Origin of the sequence: Defluviitoga sp. (assembly GCF_035349255.1) — a bacterium.
In the GTDB taxonomy this organism is placed as follows: domain Bacteria; phylum Thermotogota; class Thermotogae; order Petrotogales; family Petrotogaceae; genus Defluviitoga.
In genome coordinates this window covers 86,400-99,739 of the sequence record NZ_DAOPSE010000001.1, presented here as the reverse complement: position 1 = coordinate 99,739, position 13,340 = coordinate 86,400, and the positions used below count along the sequence as shown (strand labels likewise).

Sequence of the window (13,340 nt, the reverse complement as noted above, 5' to 3'; positions counted from 1 at the left end):
AAAATGAAAATTGCTATAGCATCCGATCATGCTGCTTTTGAGATGAAAGAAGAGATAGTTAGCTATCTAAAAGAAAAGAAAATTGATATAATTGATTTAGGAACCTACACTAAAGATCCTGTCGATTATCCTGACTACGCTAGAATGCTAGGAGAGACAGTTTCTAGCGGTCAAGTTGATTATGGAATAGGTCTTTGCGGTACAGGAATTGGTATGTCCATTTCGATAAATAAAATAAAAGGGATACGAGGTGCATTATGTCTATATCCATCGATGGCAGAACTAGCTCGTAAACATAACAATGCTAACGTTCTTGTTTTAGCAGGAAGATTAATGGGGTATGACTTGGCAAAATGGACAGTTGACACATTTTTATCCACCGGATTTGAGGGCGGCAGGCACCAAAGAAGGATAGACAAGATATCAAATATAGAGGAACAAAATTAGAAGAAGGAAGAAGATAATGAAGAGTATTAGTTTTTCAAAAGGAATAGAAAAAGATATTCATATTAACATAAACATGAACTACTATGAAGAATTCTTATCTAAATATCTCTCAAGATATGGATCATTATTGATAATGGATTCGGGTTTAAAAAAATATTTTAATTACGATGGCGATAACGTTGTTTTTGTTAAAGGAGGTCCCGAAGCTAAATATTTTGACAAATATGTTGAGTTATGTAAATTGATTACAAATGGAGATTATAGTAATATAATTGTTGTGGGTGGAGGGTCATTAATAGATATGGTAGGTTTCACATATAACACCTTAGATTTTCCTAAAGCCAGCTTAATCATTGTTCCCACTACATTATCTTCTATGATATATTTGCCAGTTTCTGGAGAATTCAATTTAGACATGAATTACACCAAGAATTATTTAAAAGTTTCTGGCTATCCTGATCTTGTTTATATAGATCCATATTTTTGTAAATTTCTGGATAAGTCTGTTATGAAAAAACAATTTATATTTGGCTATTTAGTTGGCTTATTGTTTGATAAAACTTTCGCAAAGTTATCCCTAAAATATTCTAAAAATTTTATAAAATTAGATTTAGAAGAATATCTTTACACAGCGATCAGATTCGTACTTTCTCTCTATTCTAACGATCTAGTTTTTCCGGGAACAAGATTAAGTAAATTTTTAATTGAACCTGATTTTAAAATGAATAATTTTTTCGTTGAAAGTGAATGTTTATCATTTGTTTTTTTGTCTTATCTCAGTCATAAACTTGGATATTTGAGCGAGCTTAATTTTAAAAGCATTGTTAATGACATAAAAAATTCATTAAGTTTTTCAAATTTACCTTTAAGGAATTTGAAAGCAAAAAAGTTTTCTATTCCGTTGAACGAAATATTATTAACAGATGATGGATTTATAAGTTATTATATTAACTATACTGAAATAGAAGAATTATTACCCGAATTTAAGGTTTTTGTAAGGAGTGCATGAAATTGAAAAAGAAAGCTGGCGGATTTAATTTTTTGCTAATTATAGTTTTTATATTACCTTTAATAACTTTTGCTATAACCATATATACTATTTATCTTAAAAATGAAATGAATTTCTTAGCCATTCAAATAAACGACTTGGGTTCAGATTACATTACATCCCAAATACTTGAGATTGATAATAATCAGGACTATTACGAGAAAGAACTTATTTTGCCTGAGTTACAAGTAGGGAAGGTAAAAGCTAATGTTAACTATAATGTTAGAGAATTGAACTATCAATTTCTTCTAAGTAATTCCGTCACGCTTTTAAAATCTAGTAATGTCGGAGCTGTAAAAATATTTGACAATGAAAGAAAGGCTTTTGAAGAAGCCTTATATGCTTTAGAAAACGGGATTAATTATTTTATTTTTAAAAATGGAAACAAATACTATTTATATAGGCAAGATTATGATCTAGTTGGTGAAATCGAAGAACAATATCTATATACAATTCAAATTTATCTTTTTAATTCTCCTGCTCTTGCAGTTTTTCCTACTATGGCTTTAAGAGAAGGAGGAATACCAGCAGTTGTCTACAATGGGAAGTACACTCCAAGTAATGCAGATTATTGGTCAATTGTTGTTGGATTATTTGAAACCGGTTCTGAATCTGATGAATATATGAAAAATATGGATGAACAAAAGGTTTTTGAATTAACTGGATTGGGCATTAAAGATCGCTTTCGTAAAGCAATACATTTTACGGGGAAAAATGAGTGATAATCTTTGAAAAAGAAATTATTTTTTCCTTTATTGATTATAGTTATGATATGTACGATTGGATTGATTAACTATGAAAGATTCCCAACTGAAGATCGCTATAGTGAAGGATTCGCCACTTTAAAAATAGATCTATTAACAGCAAATGTTGAAGAATTAGTAAAGCTTCCATATATTGGCCCTTCAAAAGCCAATGCGATTGTTAAATATAGAAACACATATGGTTTTTCATCCGTCGAAGATATAAAGAATGTCCCTGGTATCGGAGAAAAAACTTTTTTAAACATTAAAGATTATATATATCTTTCAAGAAATGTTTACGAAATAAAGGATAAAAAAATAAATGTTAACACAGCTACACTTGAAGAACTGATGAATTTGCCAGGGATAGGTAAAGTTAGCGCCCAAAAAATAGTTGATTACAGATTATTAAAAAAGATAGAGAATAGTGATGAATTAAGAAAAATAGGTATTTCTACTTCTACTTTAAAAAAAATAGAAGGGAAGATAACATTTTGAAGTTATTGCTTCACGTATGTTGTGCCCCAGATTTAACCATTTCTTATAAAAAGCTAAAGGCGTTAGGTTACGAGCCAATAGTTTACTTTTACAATCCCAATATTTATCCTGAAGAGGAATATATAAAAAGGTTCAATGAAGTTAAGAAACTTCAAATGGTGTGGAACTTTGAACTTATTGAAGGAGAATACGAACCATCTATATATTTTGAAAGAATAAAGGGCCATGAGTTCAACAAATACAATAGATGCCTTGAATGTATAAAACTGAGGTTAGAAAATTCCCTTATTTTTGCTAATGAGTATAGATTTTCGCAGTATACTTCTTCCCTATTAGCTTCGCCTAGAAAATCTCATAACGATATTTTAAACATCGTAAAAAAAATAGAATTAAGTAACAAAAATATAAGATTTCAATATATAAATTTTAGATCTAACAACGGTATTAAAGAGTCTTCGAAAATGTGTAAAACTTATAATATTTACAGACAGGATTATTGTGGATGTGCTTTTTCGTTATCAGAATCAAAAAAATATGAAGAAGAGTCGAGAAGAAATAATTATGAAGAATTAAAAAAAGTAGTGGGTGAAGACTATGCCAATGCTTTTTTCAATTATTATAAGACAGACCTTTTAAGAATCCCTGAAGATATTCCTTATGAATTTTTAGTGAAAGAAGGAATAAATTCTTTAAAATATTTGAAGCCCCAAATTGTTTTAATAAGAAAAGAAATAGCAAGCGATTTTGGCATTTTAAAAAGTGGTAGATACAAAATAGGCGATTGGAAAACTAAAATTATAGTTTGGTGAGGAGGCCTGCATTGTGGCGAGATATGAAATTAAAATATCAGAAGATGCAATGGTAGCTTCATTAAAATTAATAAATGATGGTCGTCCCCCAACCATAAATGAGATAGAAGAATTTTTAAGAGAAAAAGGTATTGTTCATGGTATAATGAATGAAGTTATCCAACACATAATTTCAAATCCAAAATATGATAAGGATTATACTATAGCTTATGGGACGCCTCCAGGAATTGGGGAAGATGCGAAAATAGTTTTTCGAGAAATCATAGAAAAAGAAATTGAAAATAAAGAAACCTCAAAAATAGATATGAAAGAAGTTAGTGAGCTGGTTATAGTTAACAAAGGAGATGAACTGGCAGAAATTATACCACCAACAAAAGGAGAAGATGGCAAAAATGTTAAAGGCGGAATTGTGGAAGGATTATTGGGAAAAGAGTTAAAATTGAGACTAGGCAAAAATGTTTATATAGAAAATAACAAAATAATATCTAAAATGGATGGAAAGTTCATAACTACTCAAGACAAAAGCGGAGAAATATATATTGATGTTCTTGATGAACATAAAATTAATGGAAACGTGGATTATTCAACAGGTAATGTAAGATTTCCTGGAAAATTGTATATAAGTGGGGATGTTAAAGCAGGCTTTGTAGTCGAAGCTAGGGATTATCTAGAAATTAAAGGAGTAGTTGAGTCAGCTACTGTCATATGTGAAGGGGACGCATATATTTTTGGCGTTAAGGGTGCTGGAAAAGGCTTTGTTAAAGCGAAAAATTTGAAGTGTAATTATATAGAAAATTCATTTGTTGAAGTTGAAGAAACTCTAATTGTTTCCACATCCATTTTAAATTCCACGATAAAATCGGGTAAAAATGTTATTGTAGAAGGCAAAAACGGACGAATAGCCGGAGGAAGTGTTTTAGCTACTAAACTTATAGAATCTGATATTTTAGGTAGTGTTATGCACGTTAGAACCATTTGTGAAGTTGGGATTCCACCAGAATTGAATCAAGAGTTAATTAAGTTGGAAAATCAATTGGCTTCAGATACAGAAAATCTTAAAAAGATTAGTTCTATATTAACTGGACTAAGAAAGTTAAAAGAGATGGATAAACTTGATGAACAAAGGTTAGAGTATTATAAAAAATCACTTAATACCTTTAAAGTGTTACTTGAGGAAATTGAAAAGACTCAGGAAAGAATAAGAGAAATAAAATCTCAAATACAAGATTCAAGAGAAGAAGCCTTTATTATAGCAAGAGATGTGGCTTATCCTGGTGTGGAAATAATAATTCATAAGAAGAAATTTGTTCCTACAAAACCCTTAACCAAAGTTATCTTTCAATTAGAAAATGAAGAAATTGTTTTACACGGTTATAAAGCAGAAGTTTTTAAGCAAGGTGACTATTAGTGAAACAAATTATGAAAATTTTGATGGTAACTTTTTGTATGTTGAATTTTTCTATTATTATATTTTCTGGTATTTTGGATGAATTTGTATATATTCTTGATCCTGATCAATTGCTTGTCTCAGATGAAATGGCATTAAATGTTTTAGGGATGTATCTAAAGTATTATGAAGACGGAAATATTCAGTTTAAAACTATTGCAGATCAATCAAGAACACATATAAATTTATACTTAGAACCAGATGATTCAACAATATTAGATATTCTCGGAGGATATCAAAAGGGAAATGAAAAAGATACAATAAACAAAATCGAAGCCGCCCTTAAAAAATATCCAAATTCGGTTGTCGTTAATTCCATAAGAGTTATTTTTTTGTTTAATGAATATAAAAATACGAAAGATATTGAGATATCTAAGGCTATTTTAAGCTCTCTTGATATAATAACAAAGAGTAAGGGAGAAAATCCATTTTGTGTTTATTACGAATCAATAATTCGATGGGATTTATCAAATGATAAAGAAAAGGAATTTATTTTTTCTAATTTAGAAAAAATTTTTTCTTTTTATTCAAATAATGTTAAAATTTTAGAGTTATTAATTAGTAAAGCTTTTGAATTATCCAAATACGATAAAATAATTCAATTAGCTCAACTTTATGAAAAAGAACCCCAAAAAAGTGAAACAATATTATTATTAATAGCCTATTCTTATAATTATTCAAATGAGAAAGAAAAAGCAAGAACTATCGTTGATTTGTTAATCCAAAATTCAGATAAGAAAAATATCCTTTCGAAAAGCTATGAACTACTGGGAGATATTTCCGATACCTATACTCAGAAAAAGAAAAATTACGAGATCTCCCTATATTACGATCAAAAAAACGAAGATTCGTTGGCAAAGTTAGGCCTTTTGTTAATTCAACATGATATGAAAAACAACATTGGGTTATCTAAAATTTATCTTACAAAAGCTTTAATCTTTGATCCAGATAACGAACAAATAGTAAATGCATTAAAATTAGTAGATCACACACTAAAAAAAAGAAATTTTATTGTGACTTACCTACCGTTGTTAATTATTTTAGTTGTTATTTTATTTATTCTCTACAAATTTTTGAAAGAGGAGAAAAAGATAGAAAATGGGCAACAGTGAAAAAATTTTAAAGGTGCTGGATAAAGGCTTTGTCGAAATTGTCGATTACATGGGAGGGGATAGATCTGCAGTTAGAGCAGCAAGGGTATCACATGGAAAAGATATATCTACCGATGAAAAAGATAAAAGACTTATAGAACATTTGATGAAGAATGGTCATACATCACCTTTTGAACACATTACTTTCACATTTTACGTAAAAGCGCCTATTTTCGTTGTAAGGCAGTGGTTTAGACATAGAATAGGCATGTCTCCTAACGAGATAAGTAGACGATATACCTCAAAAAATGTTGATGAATTTTATATACCTACTAATATCAGATTCCAAGATACTGACGATAAACAAAAAAATATTGTTGTCGGAGATGAAAAGTTAAAAAAAGAAGTCATAGAAATAATTGAAGAAGCCTATGAAAAATCGTATGAAGCTTATGAAAAACTTATTAATATAGGAGTTACTAAAGAATTAGCGAGGATTATATTACCAGTTGGAGAATATACTGAATTTTATCTTACCACAAACGCTAGAGCATTAATGCATTTTTTAGACTTGCGAGCTTCTTCCCATGCACAATGGGAGATACAACAATACGCTATAGCTTTGGCTTATTTTTTTCAAAAACTTTGTCCTTGGACTTATGAAGCATATATAAAATATGCATATCAAGGAGATGTTTTAGACAAGTTATAATGTCCTTCATTTTTAGGATTTTATAATATAACATGTAAAAATTTATTAAGTATAACAATACAGGGCAATAGGGAGGTACAGTTATGAAGAAAACGTTAGGACTTTTGATTATGCTGCTCATTATAGGATTTGCTTTTTCTATAACTTTTCTAACCGATATTACCTATAATATAGATGTTTCTTATGCATCTAGTGAAATAGAAAGAATATTAACAAATTACGGTATAAAAGTGGGGTCATTAACAAGTGAAGTAGATATTAAACTAGCTTTGCAAGAAATCGTTAATCTAGGGTATTTTTCAACGGTGTCATATAATCTAAATGAAGAAACTGGCACCTTGTCTCTATTTTTTACTCCTAATCCAGCTCCTGAAAAAGTAGTAATTGAGTATTTGGGAGATAAGCTGATTGATAAAAAGACAATCCAATCGGTAATCACAGTAAAAGAAAACGTTCCTATTAATTTTAATGAATTACAAAATTCAATGAAAAATATACAGAATTTGTACGTCCAAAATGGGTATCAATTCGTAGAGATCATGACTAACCTAAAAATTAATGATCAAGGTGTTAAGCTAGAACCTATTGAAGTTAACAAAAAAAAGTATGAATCAAATACTTTAGTTTTTCTTATAAAAGAATATTGTATTTGGGATCTCGACCTCAGAGGAGAGTTAGCTCAGTTGGACAAAGAACTAATAAAAAAAAGAATAAACTTTGATTTTAAAAAGGATTGGAAAAAGAAATTCTTTTTATTTAGACCTAGCGCGAAGGAAACATATCCTAGTGTACAAAAAATACAAAACATATACATTTCCTTAAGTCAGATACCTCTTTTCGGTGATGATGTACAAGTGTCTTTTGAAATAGTAGAAATTGATGAAAATAAAGGTGGAGAATTAATACTAGTTCTGGAAGGAAGCTTGAGAAAGTTAATCGAGGAAGAACCTGTTTTTGTTGAAGAAATAGAATTCATTGGAAATGAGAGTATACAAACATTTAGATTGCATGAACAAGCAACCAAATATGTAAATCCTGTATCTTATGCCTCTAACTTAGATCTTTTGTATGCGTATGATGCAGTTCAGCAATTTTACATTAAAGAAGGATATTTATATACAACTGTAATGCCAGAATACAAAAAAGAGGAACAGAAATTAATATTTGAAATAAAAGAAGCAAAAGTTGGAGATGTGGAAATTATCCAACAAGAAAATGCTAAGACCCAAAAATATATAGTCGATTCTTTGGTAAAAATTAAACCTGGGGAGCCCGTTAATCAGAAAAAACTTCAAGATACTTACATATCATTTGTTGGGACTGGTTTTTTTGAGAATGTAGAAATTGTTCCGTATCAGCAAGATGAAAATATAATCGGTTTTAAGATTACCCCAATCGAAAAAGAAAAATTGGGAAAGTTAATCGGAGGAATTCAATGGTCACCACCCAAGGAAAAAGGAGAAAAGTGGTATAAAGGTCTTACTGGTACTTTAGAAGTTCAGTGGGCTAATCCCTTTGGATATGGTGAGACTTTTGATATAAAGGCTGATTTTCTTCCATTTAAAAATCAGTACATGTTTGAATTTGATTTTGATATTATTAAACTTTTTGGAAGCAATTTAGATCTTGGTACTAATATTAGATATATGATTCATCCAGATGAAGTTTCTCATTTACTAAAAGGCAAAGATGTTACTAATCAATTTCAATTAGGAATAAGTCCTAGGTATCAAATATATGATTTTTCTTACTTGACAGGTTCTTTATCTTATAATCATTATAAATTTAACGATAATGGAACAAGCGAAGTAATATCTTTAAATACTATTGATACTTCGATAGGATACGTCTACAACACTGTTGATAGTCCTTATAGACCATATAATGGTTATTACTTCAAAGTGAACGACATTATGGGTTTTGAACTAAGCGCCATAGAAAATAATTACTTAGGGGTTAATTTAGAAGGTAAATTTTTCAAAAGTTATTACAAATTCACCTTGGGTTCCAGGTTAAGATTAGCAACGGTAATTGATGAAAAAGATTTGTATCCAGACTTTGGAGTGGGGGGATTTAATTCAGTAAGAACTTATGATTTTTACGAAATAGAAGGAGATGCTGCTCTATTACTATTTAATACAGAATTTGTGTATGAGCTTGCAAAAGGGGATGTTCCTTTGGATTTATTTGGTTTTTTTGATTGGGGAAACGCAACCGATGATGTTTCATCTATTCTTTTGCAACCTATTTGGTCTTTTGGTGGTGGCTTAAAAATAACAGTGCCAATGTTAGGTCAGTTTAGTTTTGGATATGGATGGAATAAAGATTTAAAAGGTAATTTCTGGATAGGTTTAGGTCAAGTGTTTTAAAAAATATTTAATTATAAAAATTTTAATATATAATTGACAACAAAATGTAATGATACACTAATAAACTTGTCATGTGATTATGTTATTCTTAGGAAAAGTTAATTAATTAAGAGCGGAGGCGCAACCAAGATTAGTAGCTTCTCTTATTGATGAGGCGGAAAAGAAGTGAAAGGCAAGGTTGCCGAAGGAGTATAAAAAGTAGCCTCAACTTTTATAACTCCTGGGTATGTAGGGAACACCTACATAACTGTCACGTTTTTTACAACGTGGAGAGCCGCAAAAATATAAATAATATCTTTATATAAAACCTCTCCATGTTGAGAGGTTTTATGTTTTATGATTTATTGGGATGGGAGGTGAATGTTTTGAAAATAGCAGTGGTAGGAGCAACTGGAGAAGTAGGACGAATGTTTTTGAAACTTTTTGAAGAGTATAAACTGATAGATGAAATTCGGGAATTGAGGTTATTTGCTTCTGAGAGATCAGAAGGACAGAAAATAAAAGTTGGATCTCAATATTATACTGTTGAAAAGTTAGAAGAAGAAAAAATGAAAGAAAGATATGACTACATATTTTTTTCTGCCGGCGGTAGTGTATCTGAAAAATACGCTCCTATTGCAGAAAAAGCAGGCAATGTCGTAATAGATAATTCCTCATTTTTTAGAATGAAAGAAAATATACCACTTGTAGTTCCAGAGATAAATGGAGAGATCTTAAAAGGATATAGAGGGATAATAGCTAATCCTAATTGCTCTACAATACAAATGGTTCTTGCCTTAAATAATGTATACAAATCGTTAAAAATAAAAGAAATTGTTGTCTCTACATATCAGGCGGTATCGGGCGCTGGCAACAAAGGTTTGAAAGAGTTGTTAAGTCAACAACAGGGAAGTAAAGAGGTTAAACATTTTCCAAAAATGATATATAACAACGTTATACCTCTTATTGGTGACAAGCTAGAAAACGGATTTACCAAAGAAGAGGAAAAAATGATTGAAGAGACAAAGAAAATCTTTGTTGATAAGAATATGAAGATTTTTCCAACAACGGTTAGAGTTCCCGTGTTATATGGACATTCAGAATCGATATTCGTTAGTACAGAAAAAGACGCTTCGATTAACGAACTAATAGACTTGATAGAAGCGACTCCCAACGTTATATATTCTGAAGAATATATAACGCCTATCGAAGTAGCTGGTACAGATAACACTTATGTATCAAGGCTTAGAAAACCTGAAGAAAAAGCGTTTTTAATGTGGGTAATTGCTGACAATATAAGAGTTGGAGCAGCAACAAATGCTATTAGAATTCTACTAAAACATAGGGAATTAAATTGACTATGAAAGTAAAAAATATAGGTGGTGTTCTCGTTGAAAAAGACGCTTCCTTTTAATGAACAAAAAATTTCAGAATTTGTAGATAAAACAAAAACACCGTTTTATCTATATTATGAAGAAGGAATAAAAGATAGGATTAGAACGTTACAAGATGCCTTTTCGTGGGCGGATTTTAAAGAATTTTTTGCCGTAAAAGCTACTCCAAATCCTCATATTTTGAGTATAGTTAAAGAAGAAGGATGTGGAGTAGATTGTAGTTCGATGGCTGAATTATGCCTGGCTGAAAGAACAGGATTTAAGCAAGAAGATATATTGTTCACATCAAACGATACCCCTTTAGAAGAATATGAAAAAGCTTTGTCTTTAGGAGCAATATTAAATCTTGATGATGTTGGACATATCGAAATTTTGAAAGACCGTTTATATATACCTGAATTAGTTTCAATTAGATACAATCCGGGTGGAGATTTTGGAAATTATATTATTGGTAATTTAAAAGAATCTAAATTTGGAGTTTCAAAAAAAGATTTGTACAAAGGCTTTGAGACACTTCAAAAATATGGTGCTAAAAAATTTGGTATTCACATTATGGCTGTTTCAAATGAACTAAATCCTCAAAACCATATCAAGGTTGCTGAAATGATGTTTAATTTGATGTTAGAAATCAATAAAACTCTAGGTATAGATTTTGATTTTGTGGATTTAGGTGGTGGTTATGGAATACCATATAAGCCAGATGAAAACGAACTAGACATCTTCTATATTTCTAATGAAATAAAAAAATTATATGAACAAATTATTTTAAAAAATGGATTAAAACCTCCAAAAATTTATATGGAACATGGAAGGTATATAACAGGGCCGAATGGTTACTTAATTACCCGTGTGTTACATATAAAGAATTCATACAAAAAATATGCTGGCATTGATGCAAACTCGGCAAACTTATTAAGACCAGCAATGTATAAGGCATATCATCATATAACTGTCTTGAATAAAAGTATAGAGAATAAAGAAGCCGAAATTTATGATGTAGTAGGTTCATTGTGCGAAAATAACGATAAACTGGCGGAAGATCGACTTTTACCAAAATTAGAAGTAGGAGATATATTGATCTTTCATGATGTAGGAGCCCACGGGCATGCGATGGGATTTAATTACAACGGAAAATTAAGATCTGCTGAGTATTTGTTGACAACTGAACAATCATTTAAATTAATTAGACGAGCAGAAACGTTAAAGGATTATTTTGCCACATTATCTTTTGAAAGTAAAGATTAAAAAATTATAGAAAGGGAGTGGTTTTTAATGTTTGAAGGTGTTGGAACAGCTATGATAACTCCTTTCAATGAAAATGAAGAAGTTGATTACAAGTCGTTGAGAAATTTTGTTAAATTTCAATTAACAAACAAAGTTGATAGTTTAATCGTTTTAGGAACAACAGGGGAAGCCCCAGCTGTTGAAGATGACGAAAGAGAGAGAATAGTCAATTTGGTTTTAGAGATTGTGGATGGCAAGATTCCTGTAATAGTTGGAACAGGAACTAACAATGTAAAGCATGTTTTAAAATACAATAAGATGGCTGAAAGAGCAGGTGCCGATGGTTTACTAATAGTAACTCCTTATTACAATAAAAGTACTCAAAAAGGACTTGTGGAATACTACAAGTACGTTGCAGAAAGAACTTCTTTACCTATTATAATTTATAATGTTCCATCGAGAACTGGGATAAATGTAAATCCTGAAACTGCAATAGAAATTCATAATGTTGCCAATAACGTAATTGGAATAAAGGAAGCTAGTAGTAATATTTCTCAAATTGTTGAATTGTTTTCAATGAAGCCGGATTCTTTTAAGGTATTTTCAGGAAATGATGATCAAGTGTTGCCTATCATGGCTTTGGGAGGAGATGGGGTTATTTCTGTCACTTCAAATATTGCTCCAAAGGCATTGGTAGAATTAACACATTCGCTTTTGGCAAATGATTTGCAAAATGCCAGGAAAATTAATAACAATTATGTTGCATTGAATAAACTTTTATTTAGAGAGGTCAATCCTATTCCGGTTAAATATGCCACTTCTCTTTTAGGATTATGTAAAAATGTTGTAAGACTACCTCTTGTACCTGCTACTCTTGAAACTCAAGCTCTTGTTAAAAGAGAAATGGAGAGGCTGGGAATGCTATGAAGGTAGGAATAGTAGGATACAAAGGTAGAATGGGAAAAGAAATAAAGGCCTTGTTTGAAGAGAAAGGGCATGAATTTGTTTGGGGTTATGATAAAGAAGGAGAGTTTTTTACTCAAGCGCCTGAGCTAATTATTGATTTTTCACTTCCTGATGCACTAGAAAAAACTATAGAGTTTGTGAAAAAATTTAAAGTTCCTTTGATTATAGGAACAACAGGATTAAGTGATGAACAGTTACAAAAGCTTAAACTTTTAGCTCAAGAGGTTCCCGTAGTTCAAAGCTATAACTTTTCGATGGGTATACAATTATTTTTAAAAACAGTGGATCTTTTAAAAGATTATCTTGAGGGATGGGACATGGAGATAGTAGAGGTTCATCATCGGTTCAAAAAAGACAAACCCTCTGGAACTGCAAAAATGTTAAAAGAGCACCTCAATAAAGATGTTCCAATAAGTTCTTTAAGATTAGGCAATATATTTGGTGATCATACTCTCTATTTAGCAAATTTGGGTGAAGTTATAACCATTTCTCATAGGGCACTATCTAGGAGGGCGTTTGCTGAGGGTGTTTATAAATCTGCAGAATTTGTTTTAGGTAAAGATGGTGGATTTTACACTTTTACAAATGTGATGTTTGATGAATAAGAAAGGAG

General features: G+C 30.7%; 13 protein-coding genes and 1 riboswitch. All 13 genes read left to right on the top strand.

Features of this window, described 5'->3' with window-relative positions:
* Nucleotides 1-3: 3 nt before the first annotated feature.
* Entirely contained in the window at nt 4-447 is a 444-nt protein-coding gene (gene rpiB / locus PKN74_RS00450) for a ribose 5-phosphate isomerase B (protein WP_472307479.1), read from the top strand.
* A 16-nt stretch (nt 448-463) separates the two neighbouring features.
* Nucleotides 464-1,456, top strand: a complete 993-nt coding sequence (locus tag PKN74_RS00445) for a dehydroquinate synthase/iron-containing alcohol dehydrogenase family protein (RefSeq protein ID WP_472307477.1) — start codon at nt 464-466, stop codon at nt 1,454-1,456.
* Between the two features lie 2 nt (nt 1,457-1,458).
* A complete protein-coding gene (locus PKN74_RS00440) occupies nt 1,459-2,217 on the top strand; it encodes a hypothetical protein (protein ID WP_472307475.1) in 759 nt (252 codons plus the stop codon).
* A 6-nt stretch (nt 2,218-2,223) separates the two neighbouring features.
* Nucleotides 2,224-2,736 carry a ComEA family DNA-binding protein gene (locus PKN74_RS00435; RefSeq protein ID WP_472307473.1) on the top strand — a complete coding sequence of 171 codons (513 nt, stop codon included), beginning with the start codon at nt 2,224-2,226 and terminating at the stop codon, nt 2,734-2,736.
* Nucleotides 2,733-3,545 (top strand): epoxyqueuosine reductase QueH, encoded by an 813-nt coding sequence (locus PKN74_RS00430; protein WP_472307471.1) that lies wholly within the window; start codon nt 2,733-2,735, stop codon nt 3,543-3,545. Before PKN74_RS00435 ends, PKN74_RS00430 begins: the two co-directional genes overlap by 4 nt.
* Before the next feature lie 13 nt (nt 3,546-3,558).
* Complete coding sequence (locus PKN74_RS00425; RefSeq protein ID WP_472307469.1) at nt 3,559-4,953, top strand: DUF342 domain-containing protein; 1,395 nt, start codon at nt 3,559-3,561, stop codon at nt 4,951-4,953.
* Nucleotides 4,953-6,104, top strand: coding sequence for a tetratricopeptide repeat protein (locus PKN74_RS00420; protein ID WP_472307467.1), 1,152 nt, complete (start codon nt 4,953-4,955; stop codon nt 6,102-6,104). Before PKN74_RS00425 ends, PKN74_RS00420 begins: the two co-directional genes overlap by 1 nt.
* Nucleotides 6,091-6,795, top strand: coding sequence for an FAD-dependent thymidylate synthase (gene thyX / locus PKN74_RS00415; protein ID WP_472307465.1), 705 nt, complete (start codon nt 6,091-6,093; stop codon nt 6,793-6,795). The genes PKN74_RS00420 and thyX overlap by 14 nt, the downstream gene beginning before the upstream one ends.
* Nucleotides 6,796-6,878: 83 nt before the next feature.
* On the top strand, nt 6,879-9,164 hold the full coding sequence (locus PKN74_RS00410; protein WP_472307463.1) for a POTRA domain-containing protein: 2,286 nt from the start codon (nt 6,879-6,881) through the stop codon (nt 9,162-9,164).
* 105 nt (nt 9,165-9,269) lie between these two features.
* A riboswitch (Lysine riboswitch) is annotated at nt 9,270-9,449 on the top strand.
* Between the two features lie 80 nt (nt 9,450-9,529).
* Nucleotides 9,530-10,501 carry an aspartate-semialdehyde dehydrogenase gene (locus tag PKN74_RS00405; protein WP_472307461.1) on the top strand — a complete coding sequence of 324 codons (972 nt, stop codon included), beginning with the start codon at nt 9,530-9,532 and terminating at the stop codon, nt 10,499-10,501.
* 24 nt (nt 10,502-10,525) lie between these two features.
* Entirely contained in the window at nt 10,526-11,782 is a 1,257-nt protein-coding gene (locus PKN74_RS00400; protein ID WP_472307712.1) for a diaminopimelate decarboxylase, read from the top strand.
* Nucleotides 11,783-11,809: 27 nt separating this feature from the next.
* Entirely contained in the window at nt 11,810-12,688 is an 879-nt protein-coding gene (gene dapA, locus PKN74_RS00395) for a 4-hydroxy-tetrahydrodipicolinate synthase (protein WP_472307459.1), read from the top strand.
* Nucleotides 12,685-13,332, top strand: a complete 648-nt coding sequence (locus PKN74_RS00390) for a 4-hydroxy-tetrahydrodipicolinate reductase (RefSeq protein ID WP_472307457.1) — start codon at nt 12,685-12,687, stop codon at nt 13,330-13,332. The genes dapA and PKN74_RS00390 overlap by 4 nt, the downstream gene beginning before the upstream one ends.
* Nucleotides 13,333-13,340: the final 8 nt, after the last annotated feature.